The organism is Citrobacter koseri ATCC BAA-895, from assembly GCF_000018045.1.
Lineage (GTDB): Bacteria > Pseudomonadota > Gammaproteobacteria > Enterobacterales > Enterobacteriaceae > Citrobacter_B > Citrobacter_B koseri.
On the sequence record NC_009792.1, the window covers coordinates 2626448 to 2651318 of the forward strand.

Sequence of the window (24871 nt, forward strand, 5' to 3'; positions counted from 1 at the left end):
CCGGCCTACAGCTCTACTTCAGGTTCAGCGCATCCAGCTTCTCTTCGTATTGGTAATAATTGATGCTTTCGTACAGCTCGTTGCGGGTCTGCATAATATCGATAACGTTTTTTTGCGTGCCTTCCTGGCGCAGCACGTTGTAGACACGCTCGGCAGCGCGATTCATGGCGCGAAATGCCGACAGCGGGTAGAGCGCCATCGCCACGTTAGCGCTGCGCAGTTCGTCGGTGGTAAACAGCGGCGTCGCGCCAAACTCCGTGATATTCGCCAGGATCGGCACCGGTACGGCATCGGCGAACTGGCGATACATTGACAGCTCGGTAATCGCTTCCGGGAATAGCATGTCGGCCCCCGCTTCCACATAAGCCCGCGCGCGATCGATCGCCGCCTCTAATCCTTCCACCGCCAACGCATCGGTACGCGCCATGATCACGAAGTCAGGATCGGTACGCGCATCCACCGCCGCACGAATCCTGTCCACCATCTCCTCTTTGGACACGATCGCCTTATTCGGGCGATGGCCGCAGCGTTTCGCGCCGATCTGATCTTCGATATGCAGCGCAGCGGCGCCGGCTTTGATCATCGACTTCACCGTGCGCGCCACGTTAAAGGCGGAGGAACCAAAGCCGATGTCGGCATCCACCAGCAGCGGCAGCGGGCAGACGTCGGTAATACGGCGGATGTCGGTCAACACATCATCCAGCGTGGAGATCCCCAGATCCGGCAGACCCAGCGATCCCGCTGCCACGCCGCCGCCGGAAAGGTAAATCGCCTGATAGCCTGCGCGCTGGGCCAGCAATGCGTGATTGGCATTGATGGCGCCGACGATCTGTAAGGGGTTTTCTTTGGTGAGCGCAGCGCGAAACGCCTGGCCCGGAGAGTGTAGAGACATATCCCGTCCTCTTGTTATCAACTTGTTATTTAATGTTGATTCACATAAAGCAAAGGGAATGCCAGAGCGGTCGCTGAAAAAGAGAGAATTTTGTTTTTTCTTATAATTCAAACAAATAACAAAAAATACAAACTTAACCATACCTTTCATCAGGACAAAAGCGTGTCAGCTAACGTTTCATGAAACGGTTCGCGCTGTTTCATTGCAACATTTATGAAACACGACTAAAACAAAATCTCGGTCCCTCAATACAACATCAACTGCTATGGCTGACACGCACCTTCCCGCTCGCGATAATCATGACAAGCCGGTGATCTGGACGGTCTCGGTAACGCGTCTGTTCGAGTTGTTTCGCGACATCAGCCTGGAGTTCGACCATCTGGCGACCATCACCCCCATCCAGCTTGGGTTTGAAAAAGCGGTGAACTATATCCGTAAAAAACTGGCGACCGAGCGCTGTGACGCCATTATCGCAGCGGGTTCCAACGGCGCTTATTTAAAAAGCCGCCTCTCCATACCGGTGATCCTGATTAAACCCAGCGGATTCGACGTGCTCCAGGCGCTGGCGAAAGCCGGCAAACTGACTTCGTCCATTGGCGTTATCACCTACCAGGAGACGATCCCCGCGCTGATCGCCTTTCAAAAAACGTTTAATTTGCGTCTGGAACAGCGCAGCTACATCACCGAAGAGGATGCCCGTGGGCAAATTAATGAACTGAAAGCCAACGGCATTGAGGCGGTAGTCGGCGCAGGGCTAATTACCGATCTGGCGGAAGAAGCCGGGATGACCGGCATTTTTATCTATTCTGCGGCCACCGTGCGTCAGGCGTTTAGCGATGCGCTGGATATGACCCGGCTGACGCTGCAACATGGCGGCCAATATGCCTCCGGCAACGGGCTGCGCACCCGCTACGATCTGGGAGATATGCGCGGCCATTCCGCGCAAATGGAGCAGGTTCGCCATACGATTATGCTGTACGCCCGCTCCAGCGCGGCGGTGTTGATCCAGGGTGAGACCGGCACCGGTAAAGAGCTGGCGGCGCAGGCGATTCACCGCGAGTTTTTTGCCCGTCGGGGCCAGCGCAGCGGTAAAAAAACGCCTCCGTTTGTGGCCATTAACTGCGGCGCAATTACCGAATCGCTGCTTGAAGCAGAGTTATTCGGTTATGAAGAGGGGGCATTTACCGGTTCCCGACGCGGCGGACGCGCCGGTCTGTTTGAAATCGCCCACGGCGGGACGCTGTTTCTGGATGAGATCGGGGAAATGCCCCTGCCCTTACAGACCCGTCTGCTGCGCGTACTGGAAGAGAAAGAGGTGACGCGCGTTGGCGGGCATCAGCCTGTCCCGGTGGATGTACGGGTTATCAGCGCCACGCACTGCAATCTGGAACAGGCGATAAAGCAGGGGCAATTTCGCACCGATCTGTTTTATCGTCTCAGCATTCTGCGCCTGACGCTTCCGCCCCTTCGGGAGCGCCCGTCAGATATCGTGCCGCTGGCGGAGGGATTTTTGAAACAGTCCCTGGCGGCATTAGACGCGCCGTTTGGCGAATCGGTGCGCGAGGGGCTGGCGCAAAGCCAGACCATTCTTCTGCGCTATGCCTGGCCCGGCAATATTCGCGAGCTGCGGAATATGATGGAGCGCCTGGCGCTTTTTTTAAGCGTCGAGCCGCAGCCCAGTCTGGATAGCCAGTTTTTACAGCAATTTTTACCCGAGCTGGCGACGATTCCCGAAGCGCCATCAGCGCTTACGCCGCAGCAGGTTCTGGCGCAGTTTAACGGCGATAAAACCGCAGCGGCGCGATATCTGGGTATTAGCCGGACGACATTCTGGCGACGATTAAAAGAGTGAAGGTTTATCGCCGGATGGCGCTAACGCTTATCCGGCCTACGAGCAGAGTGAGAACTTATTGCCGGATGGCGCTGCCGCTTATCCGGCCTACGAGCTACGAGCAGCACTGAACCGTAGGCCGGATAAGACGTTTACGTCGCCATCCGGCACAATGACAGCTTATTTTTTCTTGTAGATATCCGCAGTACCATGAATTTTATTATCGGTTTGCCCGGAGGTCAGTACGACCACATCAGCCCCTTTTTCATCGGCCTTTTTAAGCAGATCCTCTTTTGCCTCCATAGTTGACGTCTCATTGCTGGTATTAATGGTGCCTATCTTCGTGTATTGCGACTCCACTTTCTCAAACTCGACCTTTGTCAACAGCTCCGCGGCATAGACGTTGGTTACGACAAACGCTAACGCACCAATCAATACTTTATATCCTGTCTTCATATAAAAGCTCCGGTTGTGTTATTACGCTATCATCGCCTTCTCGGAACGGATGCTCTGTTCTGAGTGATTAAATAACTAGTTGAGATTAGCGGAAAAATCCAGTCAGCCGGATGTATCATAATTTGTGATCTTTCTCTCACCCCTGCACTTTTACTATAAATAGTATGGCGTTAACTATCAGGCTCTGGAAATCTCACTATGGAACCTCTGCACGCGGTTGTCCTGACCGTCAGCCTGTTCGTCTTAACCTTCTTTAACCCCGGCGCAAACCTCTTTGTGGTGGTACAAACCAGCCTCGCCTCCGGGCGTCGGGCCGGTGTATTAACGGGGCTGGGCGTGGCGCTTGGCGATGCGATTTATTCCGGGCTGGGACTGTTTGGCATGGCGACCCTGATTACCCAGTGCGAAGAAATTTTCTCGCTGATCAAAATCGTCGGCGGCGCATATTTGTTATGGTTTGCCTGGAACAGCATCCGCCATCAGGCCACCCCGCAAATGCCGACTCTGCAACAGCCCATTTCCGCTCCCTGGAGCGTGTTCTTCCGCCGGGGACTATTAACCGATCTGTCAAATCCGCAGACGGTGCTGTTTTTCATCAGTATTTTCTCGGTCACGCTCAGCGCGGAAACCCCGACATGGGCAAGACTGATGGCCTGGGCCGGCATCGTGCTCTCTTCCGTCATCTGGCGCATCTTCCTGAGCCAGGCCTTTTCCCTACCGGCGGTACGCCGCGCTTACGGGCGGATTCAGCGCATTGCCAGCAGGGTGATTGGCGCGATCATCGGCGTGTTCGCCCTCAGGCTGATTTACGAAGGCGTGAACCACCGCTAGCCAGTAGCAGAGCGGCCACATAACAGAGTGCCACCGCCAGACTCATTTTCAGCATGGTTTCGCCGCCCAGCCCCGACAACGGCGCGGCGATGCCACCGAAAACAAACATGCTCATCCCCATCAGCGCGGAGGCGGTTCCTGACTCCTGAACCTCCACCACGCTCATCGCCTCAGCGCCCGCCACGGTGCCAATTCCGCTGCAAAAGGCGACGGTAAAAAAGAGCGCCACCAGCGCCAGAACCGGCTGCTGTAGCCAGGCGCAGAGCAAGGTGGTTAACGCGCAGATGACGGCCAACAGCAAGCCGCCGCGCAGCAGCGTCATTGCCGTGATTCGACGCGCAAGACGGGAAAAAATCAGCGAGGCGACGATCAGCCCGATCCCATTAAGGCCAAACAGCAGGCTGAACTGCATCGGGCTTAAGCCATACTCGCTTTGCAGCACAAATGACGAAGAGCCGATATAAGCAAACAACCCCGCCAGCATGAAGGCCTGCATCAGGCAAAAGCGCATAAAGAGACGATTTTTCACCACGCTGCGCCCGGTCGAAAATAACGATGCGCCGCGCGTTCGCTGCGGCAGCGTCTCACTGATAAACAGGATGCAGCAGAGCAAAAGCAGTGTCGCAATCCCCGCCATTACCCAAAACAACATACGCCAGTCAAACGCGGTGGCAATGTAGCCGCCCAGAACCGGAGAAAGCACCGGGGCGATGCCGTTCACCGTCATGAGCAGCGCGAAGAACTGGGTCAGGGTCACGCCCTGATATTTGTCCCGCGCAATAGAGCGCGAGAGCACCGAACCACCGGCCCCCGCTGCGCCCTGCACAAAACGCCAGACGATCAGCCAGTGAATATCCTGAGTTGTCGCGCACAGTACCGAAGAGGCAATAAACAGCAACAGCGACAGGATCAACGGAACCTTACGACCAATCCGGTCGCTGAGCGGGCCAAACAGCAGTTGCCCAAGCCCAAGGCCGATCAGCGAAGACGTCAGCGTCAGTTGCGTCAGGGTGGTCGTCGTTGCCAGCTGTTCGGACATCTCCGGCAGAGCGGGCAGATAAAGATCGGTACACAGCGGCCCGATCCCGGTTAACAAGCCGAGGATCAACACCCACGAAAGCGACACGCGCGCCATAAAAACACCTCCCTCTGATTACCGGGCCCCGCCGCCGAGCGACTGCCAGAGCGTTATGCGGTTTTCATTGTCCGTCAGTTGCAGGGCGATAAGCGTCTGCTGCGCCGACCACAGCGTGCGTTGCGCCGTCAGTACGGTCAGATAATCCCCGACCCCGGCGCGATAACGACGCATCCCGACATCCAGCGTTTTTTGTTCTGCGGCGACATACTGGCGCTGGGCATCCAGCTGTTCATCCAGCGTCGCACGCCGGGCAAGCGCATCAGCCACATCTTTGAACGCGCTTTGCACCGTTTTTTCATAGGTAGCAATGAGTCCCCGTTTTTGCGCTTCGGCATAGCGGAGCTGCGCCAGGTTGCTGCCGCCGGTAAACAGCGGCAGCGTAATGGAAGGCGCAAACGACCACACCTTCATGCCATGACTGAACAAGGACGAAAGCGCATCGCTGCCGACACCGGCGCTTGCCGTCAGGGAGATAGTCGGGAAGAAGTTCGCTCGCGCCGCGCCAATATCGGCATTGGCGCTTTTCAGGTTATGTTCCGCTTCCTGAATATCCGGCCGACGCAACAGCACGGAAGAAGAGACGCCAGCGGGCACCAGCGTAATCACCTGCGCATCAAGGCTTTCCAGCGTACCGGGCAGCACGCTTTCCGGCAGCGTTGTGCCCGCCAGCAGGTTCAGGGCGTTGATATCCTGCGCCACCTGAGTCTGATAGCTGGCTACGCTGGCGCGCGCCTGCTGGTAAACGCTCATCGCTTCACTGACATCCGTTGCGGCGGCTGTCCCGACCTGCTGCTGACGTTGAACAATTTTCAGCGAGTTTTCCGCACTGGCCATCGTCTCCCTGGCCAGCGCCAGATTGCTGTTATCTGCCGCCAGGGTCAGCCACGCGGTGCTGATCTCGGCAATTAACGTCAAACGGGTGTTCTGCGCGGTAAATTCGCTGGCAAGCCAGGTTTCTCGCGCCGCCCGTGACAGGCTCTGATTGCGGCCAAACAGATCCAGCTCAAAGCTGGACACCGCGCCATCGGCTTCAGCGCTCGTTCCGGTTCCGTTCGCCAGCGTACGGCTACGTGTAGAACTGAGTGAAGCATTCACCGTCGGGAACAACGAGGCACGCGCTTCGCCATACAACGCCCGTGCGGAGTCGATATCAGCAATCGCCTTTTGTACATCACGGTTACTGTTAAGGGCGGTGTTCACCACCTGTTGCAGCCGCGCGTCGTTAACAATCTGCTGCCAGTCGCGGCTGACAGCGTTCCCCTGCCCCTGCGCGCCCGGTAAACTTGCCGGAACCGGCGCATCGGGCGTGCTGTAGTGTGGATCAAGCGACACACACCCTGCGCTCAGGAGAGCGAAAACAAAGAGAAAAATACGCAACATAACTTACTCCTGACGACGGGACTTGCGGGTAAACAGATGCTTAACCAGCACGAAGAACAGCGGGACGAAGAAGATAGCCAACAGCGTGGCGGTTAATGTCCCACCGATGATTCCGGTCCCGATCGCCACACGGCTGTTCGCCCCGGCCCCTGTGGCGATAGCCAGCGGCGTAACCCCGGCAATAAAGGCCAGAGAGGTCATAATGATTGGGCGCAAACGGGTCTGCGCCGCTCGCAGCGCAGCCCGGCTCAGGGAATAACCTTCCGCAACCGCAGCTTCGGCAAATTCGACGATCAGAATGGCGTTTTTCGACGACAGGCCGATGGTGGTCAGCAGCGCGACCTGGAAGTAAACATCATTATTTAAATCACGCATCCAGGCCGCCAGCGCTGCGCCTAACAGCCCCAGAGGGATGACCAGAATCACCGAAAACGGTACCGACCAGCTTTCATACAGCGCCGCCAGGCAGAGGAAAACCACCAGAATAGAGATGGCGTACAAGCTCATAGCCTGACCGCTGGCCAGCTTTTCCTGCAATGACAACCCGCTCCACGCCCATGTGGTGCCAGCAGGCAAGCTGTTTGCCAGCGCTTCCATTTTGTCCATCGCGGCGCCGGAGCTGAAACCGCTGGCGTTTTCTCCCTGAATCTCATAGGCGGCAGAGCCGTTGTAGCGCACCAGACTTTCCGGGCCGTACTCCCAACGAGTGGTGGCGAAGGCGGAAAAGGGCGTCATGCTGTTATCGCTGCCGCGCACGAACCATTTGCCCAGGTCCGCAGGCGAAGAACGGAACTCGCTGTCGCCCTGAATGTAGACTTTCTTCACGCGGCCGCGATCGATAAAGTCATTGACATAGGTTCCCCCCCAGGCGCTGGATAAGGTGCTGGTCACATCGCTTAAGCCAAGCCCCAGCGAGACGGCCTTATTGCTGTCGATATCCACCTGAAGCTGCGGCATTTGCGGCAGGTCATTTGCGCGCACGGCGTGCAGAATATCGCTCTGGTTTGCCTGGGCGATCAGCTGATTACGCATCTGTAACAGGGTATCGCGATCGGTCGCCCCATTCGCCATCAGCTCAAAAGAGAAGCCGTTGCTTTGCCCCAGCCCCTCAACCGACGGCGGCGTCATCGCAAAAAGCGTCGCATCGCGAATAGCGCCCAGTTCTTTACTGGCACGCAGCGCAATAGCCTGTGCGGTATTTTCTTCGCCTTTACGCTCCGACCAGTTTTTCAGCGAAACGAACGCCATCCCGGCATTCTGCCCGCTGCCGCTGAAGCTAAAACCATCGACGGTAAAAATAACGTCCGTATTGGCTTTCTCTTTATTGAGAAACCAGTCTGTCACCTGACGATTGACCTCTGCGGTTCGCGACGCCGTCGCCCCTGCGGGCAGGGTGTACTGCACCATAATTTCACCCTGATCTTCGGTCGGTAAGAAGCTGCCGGGTAGCTTCCACATCGCCAGCGCCATCGCCCCGCATAACAGCGCATAAACGCCCATCACGCTGACGCTGCGACGCAGCACATGCAGGACGCCGCGCTGATAACCCTGTTCAGTTCGGCTATAGAATCGGTTGAATATCCCGAAGAAGCCCTTTTTATGCGGCGCGGTATGGCTAAGAATCGAACCGCACAGGGCTGGGGTCAGGGTCAACGCCACCACGACCGAGAGCAGCATTGCCGAGATAATCGTCACAGAGAACTGGCGATAAATGACGCCGGTAGAGCCGCCAAAGAACGCCATCGGCAGGAATACCGCAGACAAAACAAGAGCGATAGCCACCAGCGCGCCAGCGATTTCCCCCATCGATTTTTCGGTAGCTTCGCGCGCGGGCAGCCCTTCATCGCGCATAATACGCTCGACGTTTTCCACCACCACAATGGCGTCATCGACCAGCAGGCCTATCGCCAGCACCATTGCAAACAGCGTCAGCGTATTGATGGAGTAGCCAAACAGCGCCAGCACGCCAAAAGTACCGAGCAGCACGACCGGAACCGCCAGCGCCGGAATCAGCGTGGCGCGAAGATTCTGCAAGAACAGGTACATCACGCAGACCACCAGAATGATGGCTTCAAACAGCGTCTGAACCACATCCTCTACGGAGATCTTAATAAATTCGGTGCTGTCTTTCGGATACGCCACGTCATAGCCCTGCGGCATATCCCGTTTAAATTCAGCGACTTTATCTTTTACCAGCGTGGCGGTATCCAGCGCGTTCGCCCCCGGCGCAAGCATGACCGCAACCCCCGCAGCCGGATGGCCGTTGAGTTTAGCGATGGCGGTGTAGTCTTCACTGCCCATCTCCACGCGCGCCACATCCTGGATGCGTACCACGGCCCCGTCAGACTGGCTTTTGATAATGATCTTTTTGAATTGTTCTACCGTCTGCAAGCGCGACTGCGCGCGAACCGTAGCGGTCAATTGCTGTGTGTCAGGGGAAGGTAACGCACCGATTTTCCCGGCGGAAACCTGGACGTTTTGCGCTTCAATGGCGCTCTGCACATCCGACGGCATCAAAGAATAGGAGGCCAGTTTCGCCGGGTCCAGCCAGATACGCATGGCGTATTCCGCACCAAACACCTGTAGGCTCCCGACCCCTTCCACGCGTGCCAGCGGGTCCTGTACGTTACTCACCAGCCAGTCAGCGATATCTGAGCTGCTCGCCCGGTCGGACTTATCATACACGGCGGCAATCAGCAGGAAGTTACTTTGCGATTTCACCACCGTGACGCCGGATTGTTGAACCTCGCTCGGCAAGCGGGATTCCGCCTGCTGCACCTTGTTCTGTACCTGCACCTGCGCGGTGTCAGGGTCGGTGCCCTGTTCAAAGGTGACATCAATACTGACCGAACCATCGGAACTGCTGGTCGAGGTAAAATAGAGCAGGTTATCCAGCCCGGTAAGCTGCTGTTCAATCACCTGAGTCACGCTGTTTTCCAGCGTTTCGGCGGAAGCGCCGGTATAGGTCGCCGAGATTTTCACCGACGGCGGCGCCACGTCAGGATACTGCGCAACCGGCAGCGTTTTAATCGCCAGAATACCGGCCAGCATGATCAGAATGGCGATAACCCAGGCGAAAACGGGCCTGCGCACAAAGAAACGGGAGAACATCAGCCTTTGCCTCCGTTCAGTTGTACATCAACGGCGTTAACCTGCTGACCCGGCGTGACCTTACTTGATCCCTCAACGATCAACCGGTCGCCGCTACGTAAACCGTCCAGCACCAGCCATTTATCCCCATAGGTATCGCCTGTTTCCAGGGTACGCTGCGCCACTTTATTGTCTTTAGTGACCACCAGCGCTGTCGCATTGCCTTTCGCATCGCGCGTGATCCCCTGCTGCGGCGCGAGAATCGCATCGTTCATGATCCCTTCATCAATGCGGGCGCGAACGAACATACCGGGTAACAGCTGCTGTTGAGGGTTGGGGAAAATCGCCCGCAGCGTGACTGAGCCTGTAGACTCATCTACCGCCACTTCCGTCAGCGCTAACTTTCCTTTTTCGCTATAGGTCGTGCCATCTTCAAGCGTCAGCGTCACGTTCAGGGTATCGCTGTTGGTCGCCAGAGACTGCTTACGCAGGCGCAGCAAATCCACGCTGGAGCGGGTAAGATCGACATACATGGTGTCGAGCCCACGAATGGTCGCCAGCGCCGTCTCCTGTGAAGCCGTCACCAGCGCGCCGGGCGTGACGGATGAGATACCAATGCGCCCGGAAACCGGGGCGGTAATGGTGGTCCAGTCCAGATTGATACGCGCGCTTTCTAATGCGGCTTTCTTTGCCTCCACGCTGGCTTTGTCCTGAGCACAGGTGGCCTGCGCATCATCGGCATCCTGGCGGGAAACACCGTCATCGTTAACCAGCCGCGCGTAACGTTGCGCCTTCTGGCAGTCGGCATTCACCAGCGCCTGCGCCTGTCTGAGCGAGGCATTCGCTTCGTTCCATGCGGCGCGATAGCTGGCGGGATCGATCTGATACAGCGCCTGCCCCGCTTTGACGATATCGCCCTCATTAAACAGGCGTTTTTGAATAATGCCCCCCACCTGCGGGCGAACTTCGGCACTGAGCGCTGCGCTGGTGCGTCCGGTCAGTTCACTGACGACAGAAACGGGTTCTGTTTTAAGGGTCACGACGCCCACTTCCTGAGACGGAGAAGCGGTATTGTCGGTTTGCGTATTATCACAGCCGGATAATAACAATAGCGCGATAATTGATGTTGTTATGTATTTCATCTTTTTTCCAGGGTGAGAAACGCCTGCCCCGTTAAAATTAACAAGGTAGCACCAGGCGACTGAACGTTATTTCAGGTACAGCGGTATCGCGTCATGAGCTATTTCTCACAACGACAATAAGGGAAATAATTTATTTCCCTTTGATTATTAAATTCTTTATTCAGCCATTCACAAGCATGGTAACGATATCCCGATATATCTCCTGTAACGCATCAGGGTCACTTTTTTGCGGCGTCAGGCGACGGTAAACCGCCCCTTCCATCATGGTTGCAATCACTTCAACACAGCAACGGATGCGGGCTTCGCTGAGTTGCGGACACGTTTTTCTCAGGTGCGCGCAGGCGTTGTCGAACATCCGCGCATCCGCCTCTTCGAGCATCGCGGCAACATGAGGATTGCGGGTCGATTCAGCCGCCATCTCCAGCATCAGCGCATCATCATCCTCGCTCAGCGTTTGCCGCCAGGACAGGATTCCGGGGATACGCTCCGTCTGGGTTTTATCTTCTATCTGCGTGATGCGATAGTCGATAATACGGCGGATCATCTCTTCGATAATGGCATCTTTACTGGCGAAGTAGCGATAGATTTGCCCCACGCTGAGACGGGCTTCAGCGGCGATCTGCGACATGCTGGCACCGTGAAATCCGCTTGCGCGAAAGCACTGGCGCGCGGCGTTGATGATCTCATCCTGTCGTTGTTTCTGGCGGATTTCCAGCTTGCTGCTCATCGCATCTCCTCGTCACCTCAAAAGTGAGAATGATCGTTCTCATTTTGGCTAATTATACGTCTCCTGCGCACATTGAAAAGGATTTTTTTGCTTATTATTTTCCTGCATTATTTGCCAGGAAAATAATGGAGAGATTATGGAGATTTAATGAAAAAAATCTGAAAATCAAATGGAGAGAATATTTAAATTTATTTCTTTGCCCCTGACTTTCCAATTCCCCGGTACAATTCATTGATGCGCTTAACGGACTTAATCGAACGCTGCGGGGCTGTCGAAGCGACAGACAACACGATCATTTCCAGGCAAACCAGCACCGTACCGTGCAACGGCATTTTCCCGTTCTCACCGCCGCGCGGCACATTGATCACCACATCCGCCTCCTTGCTAAAACGTGATTCCAGCGCATTGGTCAGTAAAATCACCGGCACGCCCAACCGCTTCGCCTCGCGGATGGTCGTCAACCCTTCGCGATGCGGCGATTTCTGCGCCATCATAATCAGCACATCCCCCCGCTGTAGCGCAATCAGCTGTTCCGCCAGGTTAATCCCGGTACGATTAAACGCCACCGACGGCAAGCCAATACGGCTGAGCAGACGCGCCGTGTAGTCCGCAAGTATCCCGGATGCGCCAATGCCAAATATCCCCACCTGACGCGCCTCCACCAGCAGTGCGACCGCCTGCGCAATCGCGTAACGGTTTTGCGGCGTAGACAGCACGTCGCAGGTGCGCTGATGCCCTTGCAGAACAAAATCAATGCTCGAATTTACATCGCAGGAAAGCGTATTCACCGTGGTCGTCATTTTCTCTTCCGAGGTGATACCCGGGCCAAACCAGTGTTCGATGGTCTGTTTTAAATCGCGCAGCCCGGCAAACCCCAATGCCTGAATCGCCCGGACAACCGTCGCGTCAGAAGTTTGAGTGGCGGCCGCAATTTCTATCGCCGTAAATTCCAGTACCACTTCCCGGTTCTCATGGATATAACGCGCCACCGCCTGCATCCTCGGCGAAAGCAGATGCGCCCGCGCCCGGAAGCGATCGCCGTAGACATCAATACGATTTTTCACTTTCTTCGCCGTCAGCATGGTTATTTCCCCTCCGGTAAGTGGCGCCCGGCAATATGCGACTGTACCTGTGCAACCATCAGGCTGAGTGATGCAAAGGAGTTCGAAATCGCCTCTTCACGGGAGATCAAAACGTAATGCCCGCGCTGGCAAGCGGTAAGAAACTCGCACCAGCCCGGCAACACAGCATCCATCGCGGCAATTTCATCCTGCGGCTTACCACCGGTATCACCGCGCCAGGTGGCAAAAACAAAATCCGCGTCCATCTCCGGCAGACGCTCCGCGCTCACGTCAATCCGCCCTCCAGGCGGAATGCTGTCGATCAGTTTCGGGAAGGAAAACCCGGCATCGCGCAGGACGCGTCCTAACGAATGATAGGTGTGCAACGCATTGATTTTTCCCTGGTTTGCCTGAATGACTGACACCGTAATGTGTTGGGTATCCACCGTGTGTTTCAACCGGTCAATCTCTTCCCGGTAGCGACGCTCCAGGATAGCCAGTCGCGCCTGAGTTCCGGTAAGCTGCGCGAGCTTGCGGTAAATTTCCGGCGCGCCGCCGTCGAGATGATCAATGCTCACCGTCGGGGCGATTTTCTCCAGTTGTTCGATGGGCGTATGGCGACTCGGCTCGGTGATGATCAAATCGGGTTTCGCGGCGACAATCGCTTCAATATCAATGTCCGCCGTACCAATAAACTTTATTGTCGAATGATCAAAATCGACGCCGGTCAGCAGCGCGCCCGAACGCAGGAAATGACTGCCGTCAGGACGCGTTCTGCCGTGGCTGGCGACCGGCGGAACGCCCAGCTCAATCAGCGGAATGGTGATATCAAGATCGTGTAGCGACACAATGCGCTGCGGATGCAGCGGCACGTTCACCACGCGTCCGAGATCGTCGGTAAAAGGCCGGGTGGCAACCTCTGCCTGTACAGAGCACCCCAGCAGCAGCAACAGCGAAAAAAGTAAACGCATACACCCTCTTAAAAATTACAAACGATCCCGGCGACGCCAGAGCAACAGTAAAAAGAAAGGGCCGCCGACCAGCGCAATCACGATCCCCGCCGGTATTTGCAGCGGCGCAAAGGCCAGACGCCCGATGGTATCCGTGAGCAGCACCAGCAGAGCGCCAATGAGCGCACTGCCCCACAGCAGCGCCATTTGCCCTCCGCGCAGGCAAAAACGCGCCATATGCGGCGCCATCAGGCCGACAAACCCCAGGCTGCCCACGCAGGAGACGCTGGCGGCGGTCAGAAAGACCGGCGCCATAAAACGCAGCAGCGCCAGATGAGACAGACGCACCCCGAGCCCGGTCGCGGTGTGATTACCCAGCAGCGCCACATCCGATGCTCTCGCCGTCGCAAACAGCAGAACAGCCGCAGGCAACGCCCACCCCAGCGCCACCCACAGCAACGGCCAGGTGGCGGCGTGCAGGCTTCCGGCCAGCCAGACCAGCGCCGTTTGCACATCGCGGACATCGGCTGTCGTCATAAAAACGCCCATTCCCGCAGCAAAGAACCATGAGACGCCAATGCCGATCAGCACAAATCGCGGGCGGGAGAAATCACGGGCCAGCAGCATGACCAGCGCGGCGACCAGTAATCCGCCAGCAATACCCGCCAGCGGTCGCCAGACCAGGCTGACCGACGGGAAGAGCAGCACTAACGCCAGTACCACCACGCTACTCCCCTCTTTCACGCCGATAAGACCGGGGTCAGCCAGGCCGTTACGGGTAATCGACTGCATCGCCGCGCCAGCCAGCCCCAGCATTGCTCCACACAGCAGCGCCATCAGCAAACGCGGAAGACGGACATCCCAGACAACATACTGCTGCTGCTCCGTTAACGCCTGCGGAGAGAACAACGCACGCCCGATGGCGGAAGCCGGAACGGGAAGCGACCCCTGCAACACGCCCGAAACCAGCAGTACGGCGGCCAGCGTGGCAAACCCCAGCACACACCACACCGTTTTCAGCCGGACAAGGCGTGAGAATTTCCCCACCCGCCATGCGCGCAGCCCGGCACGCGCCAGAATAACGCTCATTTAAGAAATCTCGACGCAATGAAAATAAACACCGGCGCGCCGACCAGCGCGGTCATCACTCCTGTAGCCAGCTCCTGCGGGGCAAGCAGGGTTCGGGCAACGATATCCGCCAGTAGCAGCACTGCCGCCCCCAGCAGCGCCGCCAGCGGGAGCATCTGGCGAATGTCTTCCGTCACCAGGCGTCTGATGACGCCCGGAACCAACAGCCCGATAAAACCCAGCGGCCCGGCAACGGATACCGCCGCGCCGCACAGCAGCGCAATGGCGATCATCGCCATCAGACGAATGCGCAGAATATTAACGCCCAACCCACAGGCCATCCGGTCGCCTAGCGCCAGAATATTCAGCCCCGGCGCTATCGCTACCGCCAGTACGACGCCAACCAGCGACGGCAGGAGAGCCTGGCGTACTTTTTCCCAACTCATCCCCGCGAGATCGCCCACCAGCCAGGTGCGCATCGCCAGCAACGTCTGCTCATCCAGAATAAGGATTGCCGCCGTGAGCGACGACACCATCGCCGACAGCGCCACGCCGCAGAGCGTGACCTTCAGCGGCGTCAGTCCGCCACGCCCGGCGGAAGAGAGCGCCATCACCAGCGAAAAGAGTGCCGCTGCGCCCCCTGCCGCAACCAGTGACTGACTGAGCCCCGCGACGCCCAGCGCGGTACACAGCACCACGGAGAACGCGGCCCCCGCATTCAGCCCCAGAATGTGCGGTTCGCCCAGCGGGTTGCGAATCAATGCCTGTAACAGAACGCCGGCTACGCCCAAAGCCGCGCCAACCAGCATGGCCGCAGCCATACGCAACAGACGCAGAGAGATAACGATTCGGTGATCAAAGTTTTTGGCATCGAAGTGAAATAACGCCTGAATGACGGTCTGCGGACTGACGGCACGCGCCCCGACGCCCAGATGAATCACCGCCAGCATAAACAGCAGCAGTAGCAAGACAGGAAGCGCCAGCAGAAATCGACCACGACGGCGGCCTGATGCGATGACCATAGCCGTCATTCTTCCGCTCCTGCCCTGGCACGAAACGGCATGAAAAACGGCTTTCCGGTCAACGGATTCACCGACATCTGCACATCGACGTCAAACACCGATTTGATCAGCTCCGGCGTACAGTGTTCTCCTTCATGTACGATCCCCTCCAGCCGCCCCTGTCTGAGAAAGACCAGCATATCGCCGTAATTCACCGCGAAATTGAGATCATGTAACACCACCACCACGGTACGACCATGATGGCGGGTCAGGGAGTGCAGAAGCTCAAGGATCTCTACCTGATAACGCAGATCGAGAAAGGTTGTAGGCTCATCCAGCAGAATAAACGGCGTTTGCTGCGCCAGCGCCATCGCAATCCAGCACCGCTGCCGCTGCCCGCCGGAGAGACTCTCTACCGGCAAATGGGCGAAGTCGGTTGTTCCGGTGAGCTGCAACGCCTGCTCTACGGCCTGTGCGTCATCATCGGTCCATTGCTGGAGAAAATTCTGCCAGGGAAAACGCCCGCGCGAAACCAGTTCAAAAACCGTTAATCCCTCCGGCACCAGCGGAGATTGCGGCAGGATGCCAAGCTGACGCGAAACCGCTTTGGTCGGCTGTTGATGAATCGCTTTACCATCAAGCAGCACGCTGCCGCCCAACGGCTTCAGCATTCGGGCAATCGTACTTAATAAGGTGGATTTGCCTGAGCCGTTCGCCCCGGCCAGCACCGTCATTTTACCTTGCGGGATAGTGAGGCAGACGTCATGCACGATAGCGTGGTGACGATAGCCAGCAGAAAGCTGTTTCAGCTCAATGCCCGTTCTGTGGGCGGTGTTTTCCACATGCTGTGGCATGTTCACTCCTGCGCCGTCGCAGCCTGGCAAAGCCAGCGCGCGCAGCCTTTCAAATAAAAATAAAACTCATTCTCTTTAAGATCTTGCTGGGTTGCGCTGTAGTAGTCAAGCAATTACGCCCTGTAGTTACCTCACCGTACGCACGCAACAAAAACGCCGCAGAAAAAGACGAACAAACTTATAAAAATAAATATATATCAATAAATTAAAAATTATTTTCCCGCAATAACACTACGGTTTTATGACGTTAACCCCGCTGTAGTTTCTTTTTCATTTTTACGTTTACTACTACAAACGCTCATGATTGAATGATTCTCAATTACACATCTGACGCCGTTTACGTTGGTTAAAAGATGGATAAAACGCATGGCTAGCAAGCCGGGCAATGAACTGGATAAACCTGTTTACCCTCCCGTTTTTGGCAGGGTATTTTGCGGAATAAATAAAAGATGGCTAAGTTAACTCCTTATTTTTCTGGGATGAAAGGGCGAGCGCTGTGCTCCGCTCTATTTTTGGGTATCACGACGGCTCCTGCGGTCATGGCGGCGGAAAAAGAAAACTCGCCGCTCAAAAATGAAGAGACGATGACCGTACGCGCTGACGCCTCTTCTGCCGATCAGACCGTCACGTCAGGTTATCAACCGCTGAGTTCGTCCACCGCCACGCTGACGTCGATGCCGCTGCTGGATATCCCGCAGGTGGTCAATACCGTCAGCGACAAAGTGCTGGAAGATCAGCACGCCACAACGCTCGATGAAGCGCTGTATAACGTCAGCAACGTCGTGCAAACCAACACGCTGGGCGGAACGCAGGATGCGTTTGTTCGCCGTGGTTTCGGCGCGAATCGTGATGGTTCCGTGATGACCAACGGCCTTAAAACCGTATTGCCGCGCAGTTTCAACGCGGCCACGTCGCGGGTGGAAGTGCTGAAAGGCCCGGCCTCCACGCTGTACGGTATTCTCGATCCCGGCGGCCTGATTAACGTCGTGACCAAACGTCCGCAAACGCAATTTGGCGGCTCGATTTCCGCCACCTCCTCCAGCTTCGGCGGCGGCACAGGCCAGTTTGACATCACCGGGCCGATTGAAGGCACCCAACTGGCGTATCGCCTGATCGGTGAGTATCAGCACGAGGACTACTGGCGCAACTATGGTACTAACCAGAGCAGCTTCATCTCCCCTTCCCTGACCTGGTTTGGCGACAACGCAACAGTCAGCGTGCTCTATTCGCACCGTAATTACAAAGCCCCGTTCGATCGCGGCACCATTTTCGATCTCAATACTAAACAGCCGGTTAACGTGGATCGGAAAACCCGCTTTGATGAGAAATTCAATATCACCGATGGCGAATCGGATCTGGCGCAGCTCAATGCCGAATATCGCTTCAACAGCGCGTGGACGGCGAAATTTGATTACAGCTTCAGCCAGGATAAATACAGCGATAACCAGGCTCGCGTGATGGCTTATGATTCCGCTACCGGGAACCTGACCCGCCGCGTGGATGCAACGCAAGGCTCCACCCAACGGATGCACGCGACCCGCGCCGATTTACAAGGAAACGTGGATATCGCTGGTTTCTATAACGAGATCCTGACCGGCGTCTCTTATGAGAATTACGATCTGCTGCGCACGGATATGATTCGCTGTAAGAACGTGAAAGGCTTTAATATTTACAATCCGGTCTACGGTACGCTCGGCAAATGCACCAGCGTCTCGGCCTCCGACAGCGACCAGACGATTAAGCAGGAGAGCTATTCCGCTTACGTACAGGATGCGCTGTATCTGACCGATAAGTGGATCGCCGTCGCCGGGATGCGCTATCAGTACTACACCGAATATGCCGGGAAGGGCCGCCCGTTCAACGTCAACACCGACAGCACGGACCAGCAGTGGGTGCCGAAATTCGGCATGGTCTATAAGCTGACCCCTTCTGTGTCGCTGTTCGGCAACGTATCGCGCGCCTTTATGCCGCAATACTCTATTGCCAGCTACATTGGCGATCTGCCGCCGGAAACCTCTACCGCCTATGAAGTGGGGGCGAAATTCGATCTCTTTGACGGCATCACCGCCAATATCGCCCTGTTCAATATTGATAAGCGCAACGTGCTGTACAACGAAATCGTGGATGGCGAAACCGTGGCGAAAACCGCAGGGCGCGTACGCTCACAGGGGGTGGAAGTGGATGTCGCAGGCTCGCTGACGCCCAATACCAATATCATCGCCAGCTACGGTTATACCGCAGCAAAAGTCACGGAAGATCCCGATTACAAAGGGAAACCGCTGCCTAACGTACCGCGTCATACCGGCTCATTGTTCCTGACCTATGACATTCACAATGCCTTTATGGGCAATACGTTGACCATTGGCGGCGGCGGACATGGCGTAAGCCGTCGTTCCGCCACCAACGGCGCGGACTATTATCTGCCTGGTTATTTTGTGGCCGATGCCTTTGCAGCCTATAAGATGAAACTGCAATACCCGGTGACTCTGCAACTCAACGTGAAAAACGTGTTTGATAAAACGTATTACACCTCATCCATTGCCACCAATAATCTGGGTAATCAGATTGGCGACCCGCGTGAAGTTCAGTTCACGGTAAAAATGGAGTTCTGATCCTTCTCATCCAAATACCCTGTCAATTCTGGCAGGGTATTCCCGCTATTCCCTCACATTAAGATGAATAAACTCACACCGCCCAATGAACGCAAAAATGCGCGCCTCATCAACTTTCTTAACTGAACTGTATCAGATTTAACATTTTGTGATTTTTATCGCGGATAAATTTTAATCTTCCGCTATTTTTAAATTCCCTTTCACTCATGGAGGACGATGTAATGAAACACAAATCGTTTTATCGCCTCATTGCCGCAGGCGGTCTGCACTTCTGGTATAACCTCGATCCGCGTATTTCTAACGACTTTCCGCGTTAATTCTCCTTAGCCGTTCAACATCAATAAAAAATTAACTGAACACTACGTTTGGTCGGTATTTCTTGCGCCTGTTAAAGGCACAAAAATAACGTTCGCGTAGCGCGACATGCTATTGGAGAAATAATATGAAACGTATTCCTGAGCCGTTCCGCATTAAAATGGTAGAAAACATTCGTATGACCACCTGGGACGACCGTGTTAAAGCGCTTGAAGAAGCGGGATATAACCCTTTTCTGCTCAGAAGCGATGATGTATATATCGACCTGTTGACCGACTCCGGCACTGGCGCAATGAGCGATCGTCAATGGTCAGGCCTGATGATGGGCGATGAAGCCTACGCCGGCTCACGCAACTATTACCATCTGTGCGACAAAGTAAAAGAGCTGATCGGCTACCCGTTCACGATCCCAACGCACCAGGGACGCGGCGCCGAGCAAATTCTGTTTCCCTGCCTGATTGCCCGCCGCAACGCTGAAAAACCGGTCTTTATTTCCAACTTCCACTTTGATACGACCGCCGCCCATGTCGAATTAAACGGCGCGAAAGCCATCAACGTGGTGACGCCAAAAGCGTTCGACACCACCTCATGGTACGACTGGAAAGGCAACTTTGATATCGACCTGCTCAACGCCACTATCGCGGAACATGGCGCAGAAAACGTCGCGGCGATTATCACCACCGTCACCTGCAACAGCTCAGGCGGCCAGCCGGTTTCCATCGCCAATATGCGCGAGGTGTATCAAATAGCGAAGCGGCACAATATTCCGGTGGTCATCGACTCCGCCCGCTTCTGCGAAAACGCCTGGTTTATTAAACAGCGCGAAGAGGGATACGCGGATAAAACGGTGAAAGAGATCGTCCGTGAGATGTACCAGTATGGGGATATGCTGACCATGTCGGCGAAGAAAGATCCGATGGTCAATATCGGCGGGCTGTGCTGCTTCCGTGATGATGAAGATCTGTTCAACGACGTGCGCATTCGCTGCGTGCCGATGGAAGGGTTTGTCACTTACGGCGGGCTGGCGGGGCGCGATATGGAAGCGCTGGCGATCGGCCTCGAAGAAGGGATGAATGAAGATTTCCTCGCCTATCGGATTAACCAGGTGGAATACCTGGGCGAACGGCTGCGCGAAGGGGGGATTCCAATCCAGTATCCAACCGGGGGCCACGCGGTATTTGTCGATGCGAAGCTGCTGCTGCCGCACATTCCGGCAGAACAGTTCCCGGCTCATGCGCTGAATAACGAACTGTACCTGGAAGCCGGGATTCGCAGCGTGGAAATTGGCTCTCTGCTGCTTGGGCGCGATCCGGCCACTGGCAAACAAAAACCGTCGCCAATGGAATTACTGCGTCTGACGATCCCACGTCGGGTCTACACCAACGATCACATGGACTATATCGCGGATGCGTTAATCGCCGTAAAAGCCCGCGCCGCATCGATCAAAGGGCTGACTTTCACCTATGAACCGCCGGTGCTGCGCCACTTTGTGGCCCGGCTGAAACCGGTGAAATAACGTTCTGATACGCGCTCCCCTGCGGGAGCGCGATTCCGCTATTTAATACGATATTCAACGCATTCAGGCATGAGAAAAGCGGGATCGCCCTTTTCTCTGCACAATGACGGGCATAGCCACGCGAGGAAAACGCACTATGGCTACATTATCGGTCGCAAATAAAGCGCCGTCGCTGATCGGCGGGGCAATGATTATCGGTGGAACCATTATTGGCGCGGGCATGTTTTCTCTCCCGGTGGTGATGTCTGGCGCCTGGTTTTTCTGGTCACTGCTGGCATTAATTTTTACCTGGTTTTGTATGCTGCATTCCGGGTTAATGATCCTGGAAGCAAACCTGAATTATCATATTGGCGCCAGCTTCGACACTATTACCAAAGACCTGCTGGGAAATCGCTGGAATATTATTAACGGTCTGACCGTCGCGTTCGTGCTGTATATTCTGACTTACGCCTATATTTCCGCCAGCGGTTCGGTTATTCACCATACCTTTGCACAAATGGGGATCGTCTTTCCAGCCAGGCTCGGCGGGTTATTATTCGCCCTGGCGGTGGCGTTTATTGTCTGGCTAAGCACCCGGGCGGTGAGCCGTATGACGACCATTGTGCTGGGCGCTAAAATTCTCACCTTCTTTATGACGTTTGGCGGTTTGCTCTGGCACGTCCAGCCGACGATTTTACTCAATACCGCTGAAGTCAGCCCCAGCTACCTGCCCTACGTCCTGATGACGTTGCCGTTCTGTCTCGCCTCATTTGGTTATCATGGCAACGTGCCCAGTCTGATGAAATATTACGGCAAAGATCCGTTGACCATCCGCCGCTGCCTGCTACTGGGAACGTTGATGGCGCTGGTGCTGTATATCATCTGGCTGGTCGGTACGATGGGGAATATTCCGCGTCCGGCGTTTATTGAGATCGCCGAAAAAGGCGGCAATATCGACGTGCTGGTACAGACGCTGAGCGGTTTGCTGAACAGCTCAACGCTCGATCTGCTGCTGACCGTCTTCTCCAACTTTGCCGTCGCCAGTTCGTTCCTCGGCGTTACGCTGGGATTATTTGATTACCTCGCCGATCTCTTCAGGTTCGACGACTCGCCAAAAGGACGTTTCAAAACTGCGCTGGTCACGTTTCTGCCGCCCATCACCGGCGGCTTAATCTGGCCAAATGGGTTTATCTACGCCATCGGTTTTGCCGGGCTGGCCGCCACCGTCTGGGCGGCGATTGTCCCGGCGCTGCTGGCGCGCGCATCGCGCAAACGCTTTAACAGCCCGCACTATCGGGTATGGGGAGGCAACGCGATGATTGTCCTGATTTTATGCTTTGGGGCAGCTAACGCGCTTATCCATATTCTATCCAGCATTAACCTTCTGCCGGTATACCGGTAGTACGCCATGCGCGGCGGCATAAAATAAAAAGGGAACCGCCGGGTTCCCTTTTCAACACTGGTGACGCGCTGTGCGAAAGTCTAAAAGATCCCTTTCTGACGCACTTTACTCATCTTCTGCGTCGGCGCGTCTACGGTACTGAGATCGACTTCTTCAGCATTTACGGATTTAGCCGGTTCCGCCGCTGACGTGCGCCCCGTTACGCGCAACTGTTGCAACAGCAGATGCTGCTGTTCCAGCAAGACTTTGAGCTGGGCGACCTCTTCACGCAGTTTTGCCGTCTCCTCATGCTGCGTGTTATCCGATGGCGCTGCGGCGACCTGCTGTTTTTGCAGGGCCTGCGCCATCAGCGTACGCATTTGCGCCAGCTGCTGTTCGCTGAAGTCTTTCTCTTTTTCTTCATCGCCATCGCCGGTCATGAGGGCGACGGGCAGCAAATTGCTCTCCTGCAATTCCGCGCAAAGGGATTCGAGGCTCAAACCTTCCCGGCTCAGGGATTCTGCAACATGGCTGCACAATTGCGGGTTGAGAAGATGCAATTGCAGGCCGGACAGATAGATATTGCGATGAAACTGGCGGATCTCCATGTTGGCGTCATTGACGTCGCTCCCGTCCCGCTGCACTGCGCCATACCATTTTTTTAGTTGCAGCATCGCGCGCAAATCCGCGCGCGATCGCTCTGGCGACAAATGCAATGAGAGGTTAACACGGCGGATCTGCCTGTTACTCATCGTCGCCTACCTCAACCATTTGCGGCGAATCAATCTGCTCAACGCCTGACTCAGCATGGTACAGGCAGATCTCGCGAGAGAGCGCGCTTTGCGGGTTGTCGAGCGTCACCACGCGATCGCCGAGCGTCGAATAGGCCTGGCGCAGAGCGGATTCGATCAGATGCGCGCCGCCGCCGACCAGATAAACACGGTTAGGGTTCTTAGCGAATTTCTTCGCTTCATAAGCCACCTGATCGCCAAGCTCCTGAATCTTGATCTCGATCCGTTCAAGGATCTCGTCAATCCGCGATTCATCGTTGATGACGCTTCTGACAAAATCCAGATCGTTGCGACGCTTGATCAGCTCGTTCGCCACCAGGTAGCTGGAGTCGCTGTCCGCCGCCGCCAGTAATTTACGCGTGGCGTCCGTCACCATCGCCACGCCGATTTCGTTGTTGCCGTAAATTGCGGAAACATCGTCAAACTCGCCGACAATCACCCCCATGTCCAGCGTTGTCCCGCCGCAGTCGATGACCAGCGACTTGGTGAATTCATTCACGTTGGAGTTAAGCAGATGCGACAGCGCCGCAGGCAGGCTCTCCGGCATAACATGCACATCAACGATACGGAACAGCTCGCCTTTATTCAGCGAGATCTCACGCATCAGGTTGCGACGTTTCGCTTCGATGCGCTCATCGTTACGCTGGCAATCTTCCGGCTTGTAGAATTGCGTAATCGGCAGTGTGACGATAACTTCAACGTCACGCGGCGTCAGGCCGGTTTGCAGCAGCGCATGATGAACCGCCAGCAGATTCAAATCGTCATACTGGTATTCGATGTGCGTCGTGGAAAGCGCTTTATCCGAGGTCGCATCATAGGTGTATTTCGTGGTGCCGATGGTGTAGTTGTATACCGACTGACCACGCAGCAGCGCCGCGCTTTTCCAGTCCTTACGGAAGGAGTTCGGCGAAACAACGGTCTTCAGCGTACCGTTTTCAATCCAGCTAATTTTCACATTGGTTGAGCCATCATCAATGGCGAATTTCATACGTGTTGCGGTCATGGGTTTTAACTCAATCTAAGGGTCATTTTTACAGCGTCGCCTCTTCCGTCAGAATGCGGCGAGCGCCGAGGTAATGCGATTGCCAGAAATCATCTGAAAGCTGGCTAATGCGGATATTTAGCCCGCTACGCGGGGCCTCAATAAACTCATCGTTTCCAAGGTAGACGCCAACATGGTCGGCGCCCGGTCGCTGGTTAATGTTAAAAAACACCAGATCGCCGCGACGGAGTTTATCTACGCGAATATGTTTAAGAGTGGGGTCCTGATACATGCCGTTTGCCGTGCGGGGTAGCTTGCGCTCCAGCACATGATTGAAGGCGTAGAAAACCAGGCCACTGCAATCAAATCCTTCCAGCGGATTTTTACCGCCCCAGACATAGGGCTTACCTAACTGGTCTTCCAGACGCTTGATGACGGTATGTAATCGGGACGCCAGTTTCGGGCTGATGCGCCCCGTTTTGTCTTTCCCTTTGCGTGCCTGACTCCACAGCGTGTCGGAGCCGCCCAGGCTACCGGGCTGCCAGCGGGCATGCATTGCCAGCATCTCGCGGTTTTTAGTGCGGTCAGCCAGTTTTTGCGCCGTTTCCCGCTGCTTTTGTTCCGGCGTTAACGGTACGACGGCAGTCCGTTTTTTCACTTTCGCCATCAGCCGTTCGCGATTTTTTTTCCGCATCTGCAACGCGTTTTCCTGCTGCGTCATACCCGCTTCTACAGGCTTCGGCTTTGCGATGCTGTAGCCCGTCGGCATCAGCAATAACAGGATGAGAGAAAAAAAAGGTACCTGGCGGCACAGAACATGCCGGGCAGGTACAAAACGGACAGAACGGATGAAACGTTTCACAGCAATAACGAT

At 55.6% G+C, this 24871-nt stretch carries 21 protein-coding genes; 6 read left to right on the plus strand and 15 right to left on the minus strand.

Annotated features, from left to right (window positions below; all coding sequences use genetic code 11):
• Positions 1-13: 13 nt before the first annotated feature.
• Positions 14-892, minus strand: coding sequence for a methylisocitrate lyase (gene prpB / locus CKO_RS12035; RefSeq protein WP_024130618.1), 879 nt, complete (start codon positions 890-892; stop codon positions 14-16).
• Between the two features lie 265 nt (positions 893-1157).
• Between prpB and prpR the strand changes: the two genes are divergently transcribed.
• Entirely contained in the window at positions 1158-2744 is a 1587-nt protein-coding gene (gene prpR / locus CKO_RS12040) for a propionate catabolism operon regulatory protein PrpR (RefSeq protein ID WP_012133650.1), read from the plus strand.
• A 159-nt stretch (positions 2745-2903) separates the two neighbouring features.
• On the opposite strand, the gene yahO is transcribed toward prpR, so the two are convergent.
• Positions 2904-3179 carry a DUF1471 family periplasmic protein YahO gene (gene yahO, locus CKO_RS12045; RefSeq protein WP_012133651.1) on the minus strand — a complete coding sequence of 92 codons (276 nt, stop codon included), beginning with the start codon at positions 3177-3179 and terminating at the stop codon, positions 2904-2906.
• Positions 3180-3377: 198 nt separating this feature from the next.
• Between yahO and CKO_RS12050 the strand changes: the two genes are divergently transcribed.
• Complete coding sequence (locus CKO_RS12050; RefSeq protein WP_012133652.1) at positions 3378-4010, plus strand: LysE family transporter; 633 nt, start codon at positions 3378-3380, stop codon at positions 4008-4010.
• On the opposite strand, the gene CKO_RS12055 is transcribed toward CKO_RS12050, so the two are convergent.
• From CKO_RS12055 to CKO_RS12100, 10 genes are all read right to left on the minus strand, one after another.
• Positions 3976-5145, minus strand: coding sequence for a multidrug effflux MFS transporter (locus tag CKO_RS12055; protein WP_012133653.1), 1170 nt, complete (start codon positions 5143-5145; stop codon positions 3976-3978). The two genes, CKO_RS12050 and CKO_RS12055, sit on opposite strands and share 35 nt — an antisense overlap.
• 18 nt (positions 5146-5163) lie before the next feature.
• Positions 5164-6528 carry an efflux transporter outer membrane subunit gene (locus CKO_RS12060; protein WP_012133654.1) on the minus strand — a complete coding sequence of 455 codons (1365 nt, stop codon included), beginning with the start codon at positions 6526-6528 and terminating at the stop codon, positions 5164-5166.
• 3 nt (positions 6529-6531) lie between these two features.
• On the minus strand, positions 6532-9639 hold the full coding sequence (locus CKO_RS12065) for an efflux RND transporter permease subunit (protein ID WP_012133655.1): 3108 nt from the start codon (positions 9637-9639) through the stop codon (positions 6532-6534).
• On the minus strand, positions 9639-10760 hold the full coding sequence (locus tag CKO_RS12070) for an efflux RND transporter periplasmic adaptor subunit (RefSeq protein ID WP_012133656.1): 1122 nt from the start codon (positions 10758-10760) through the stop codon (positions 9639-9641). The genes CKO_RS12065 and CKO_RS12070 overlap by 1 nt, the downstream gene beginning before the upstream one ends.
• Positions 10761-10920: 160 nt before the next feature.
• Complete coding sequence (locus tag CKO_RS12075; RefSeq protein ID WP_012133657.1) at positions 10921-11487, minus strand: TetR/AcrR family transcriptional regulator; 567 nt, start codon at positions 11485-11487, stop codon at positions 10921-10923.
• Between the two features lie 188 nt (positions 11488-11675).
• Entirely contained in the window at positions 11676-12569 is an 894-nt protein-coding gene (locus tag CKO_RS12080) for a MurR/RpiR family transcriptional regulator (protein WP_012133660.1), read from the minus strand.
• Between the two features lie 2 nt (positions 12570-12571).
• On the minus strand, positions 12572-13519 hold the full coding sequence (locus tag CKO_RS12085; RefSeq protein ID WP_012133661.1) for an iron-siderophore ABC transporter substrate-binding protein: 948 nt from the start codon (positions 13517-13519) through the stop codon (positions 12572-12574).
• A gap of 15 nt (positions 13520-13534) precedes the next feature.
• Positions 13535-14587, minus strand: coding sequence for a FecCD family ABC transporter permease (locus CKO_RS12090; RefSeq protein WP_012133662.1), 1053 nt, complete (start codon positions 14585-14587; stop codon positions 13535-13537).
• The gene (locus CKO_RS12095) at positions 14584-15597 is read right to left on the minus strand and encodes a FecCD family ABC transporter permease (RefSeq protein ID WP_012133663.1); all 1014 of its coding nucleotides are present in this window, start codon (positions 15595-15597) and stop codon (positions 14584-14586) included. The genes CKO_RS12090 and CKO_RS12095 overlap by 4 nt, the downstream gene beginning before the upstream one ends.
• Positions 15594-16421, minus strand: coding sequence for an ABC transporter ATP-binding protein (locus CKO_RS12100; protein WP_012133664.1), 828 nt, complete (start codon positions 16419-16421; stop codon positions 15594-15596). Before CKO_RS12100 ends, CKO_RS12095 begins: the two co-directional genes overlap by 4 nt.
• Before the next feature lie 449 nt (positions 16422-16870).
• Between CKO_RS12100 and CKO_RS12105 the strand changes: the two genes are divergently transcribed.
• The 4 genes from CKO_RS12105 (at position 16871) to mtr (ending at position 22245) form a co-directional block, all read left to right on the plus strand.
• Positions 16871-19033: a TonB-dependent siderophore receptor gene (locus CKO_RS12105; protein WP_024130620.1), complete on the plus strand. Its 2163-nt coding sequence runs from the start codon at positions 16871-16873 to the stop codon at positions 19031-19033.
• A 221-nt stretch (positions 19034-19254) separates the two neighbouring features.
• A complete protein-coding gene (tnaC, locus tag CKO_RS12110; RefSeq protein WP_024130621.1) occupies positions 19255-19350 on the plus strand; it encodes a tryptophanase leader peptide in 96 nt (31 codons plus the stop codon).
• A gap of 125 nt (positions 19351-19475) precedes the next feature.
• Positions 19476-20864: a tryptophanase gene (gene tnaA / locus CKO_RS12115; RefSeq protein WP_012133668.1), complete on the plus strand. Its 1389-nt coding sequence runs from the start codon at positions 19476-19478 to the stop codon at positions 20862-20864.
• Positions 20865-21000: 136 nt separating this feature from the next.
• Entirely contained in the window at positions 21001-22245 is a 1245-nt protein-coding gene (gene mtr / locus CKO_RS12120; RefSeq protein ID WP_024130622.1) for a tryptophan permease, read from the plus strand.
• Positions 22246-22325: 80 nt separating this feature from the next.
• On the opposite strand, the gene CKO_RS12125 is transcribed toward mtr, so the two are convergent.
• The 3 genes from CKO_RS12125 to CKO_RS12135 are packed head-to-tail and all read right to left on the minus strand — an operon-like array spanning position 22326 to position 24859.
• A complete protein-coding gene (locus CKO_RS12125) occupies positions 22326-22976 on the minus strand; it encodes a hypothetical protein (protein WP_012133670.1) in 651 nt (216 codons plus the stop codon).
• Positions 22969-24003, minus strand: a complete 1035-nt coding sequence (parM, locus tag CKO_RS12130; RefSeq protein ID WP_012133671.1) for a plasmid segregation protein ParM domain-containing protein — start codon at positions 24001-24003, stop codon at positions 22969-22971. Before parM ends, CKO_RS12125 begins: the two co-directional genes overlap by 8 nt.
• A gap of 43 nt (positions 24004-24046) precedes the next feature.
• The gene (locus tag CKO_RS12135) at positions 24047-24859 is read right to left on the minus strand and encodes a C40 family peptidase (RefSeq protein WP_024130624.1); all 813 of its coding nucleotides are present in this window, start codon (positions 24857-24859) and stop codon (positions 24047-24049) included.
• Positions 24860-24871 lie beyond the last annotated feature (12 nt).

Bases quoted from the DNA above. Each gene is read 5' to 3' on its own strand.
- prpB (WP_024130618.1), bottom strand. From the start codon at position 892: ATGTCTCTACACTCTCCGGGCCAGGCGTTTCGCGCTGCGCTCACCAAA.
- prpR (WP_012133650.1), top strand. From the start codon at position 1,158: ATGGCTGACACGCACCTTCCCGCTCGCGATAATCATGACAAGCCGGTG.
- yahO (WP_012133651.1), bottom strand. From the start codon at position 3,179: ATGAAGACAGGATATAAAGTATTGATTGGTGCGTTAGCGTTTGTCGTA.
- CKO_RS12050 (WP_012133652.1), top strand. From the start codon at position 3,378: ATGGAACCTCTGCACGCGGTTGTCCTGACCGTCAGCCTGTTCGTCTTA.
- CKO_RS12055 (WP_012133653.1), bottom strand. From the start codon at position 5,145: ATGGCGCGCGTGTCGCTTTCGTGGGTGTTGATCCTCGGCTTGTTAACC.
- CKO_RS12060 (WP_012133654.1), bottom strand. From the start codon at position 6,528: ATGTTGCGTATTTTTCTCTTTGTTTTCGCTCTCCTGAGCGCAGGGTGT.
- CKO_RS12065 (WP_012133655.1), bottom strand. From the start codon at position 9,639: ATGTTCTCCCGTTTCTTTGTGCGCAGGCCCGTTTTCGCCTGGGTTATC.
- CKO_RS12070 (WP_012133656.1), bottom strand. From the start codon at position 10,760: ATGAAATACATAACAACATCAATTATCGCGCTATTGTTATTATCCGGC.
- CKO_RS12075 (WP_012133657.1), bottom strand. From the start codon at position 11,487: ATGAGCAGCAAGCTGGAAATCCGCCAGAAACAACGACAGGATGAGATC.
- CKO_RS12080 (WP_012133660.1), bottom strand. From the start codon at position 12,569: ATGCTGACGGCGAAGAAAGTGAAAAATCGTATTGATGTCTACGGCGAT.
- CKO_RS12085 (WP_012133661.1), bottom strand. From the start codon at position 13,519: ATGCGTTTACTTTTTTCGCTGTTGCTGCTGCTGGGGTGCTCTGTACAG.
- CKO_RS12090 (WP_012133662.1), bottom strand. From the start codon at position 14,587: ATGAGCGTTATTCTGGCGCGTGCCGGGCTGCGCGCATGGCGGGTGGGG.
- CKO_RS12095 (WP_012133663.1), bottom strand. From the start codon at position 15,597: ATGACGGCTATGGTCATCGCATCAGGCCGCCGTCGTGGTCGATTTCTG.
- CKO_RS12100 (WP_012133664.1), bottom strand. From the start codon at position 16,421: ATGCCACAGCATGTGGAAAACACCGCCCACAGAACGGGCATTGAGCTG.
- CKO_RS12105 (WP_024130620.1), top strand. From the start codon at position 16,871: ATGGCTAAGTTAACTCCTTATTTTTCTGGGATGAAAGGGCGAGCGCTG.
- tnaC (WP_024130621.1), top strand. From the start codon at position 19,255: ATGAAACACAAATCGTTTTATCGCCTCATTGCCGCAGGCGGTCTGCAC.
- tnaA (WP_012133668.1), top strand. From the start codon at position 19,476: ATGAAACGTATTCCTGAGCCGTTCCGCATTAAAATGGTAGAAAACATT.
- mtr (WP_024130622.1), top strand. From the start codon at position 21,001: ATGGCTACATTATCGGTCGCAAATAAAGCGCCGTCGCTGATCGGCGGG.
- CKO_RS12125 (WP_012133670.1), bottom strand. From the start codon at position 22,976: ATGAGTAACAGGCAGATCCGCCGTGTTAACCTCTCATTGCATTTGTCG.
- parM (WP_012133671.1), bottom strand. From the start codon at position 24,003: ATGAAATTCGCCATTGATGATGGCTCAACCAATGTGAAAATTAGCTGG.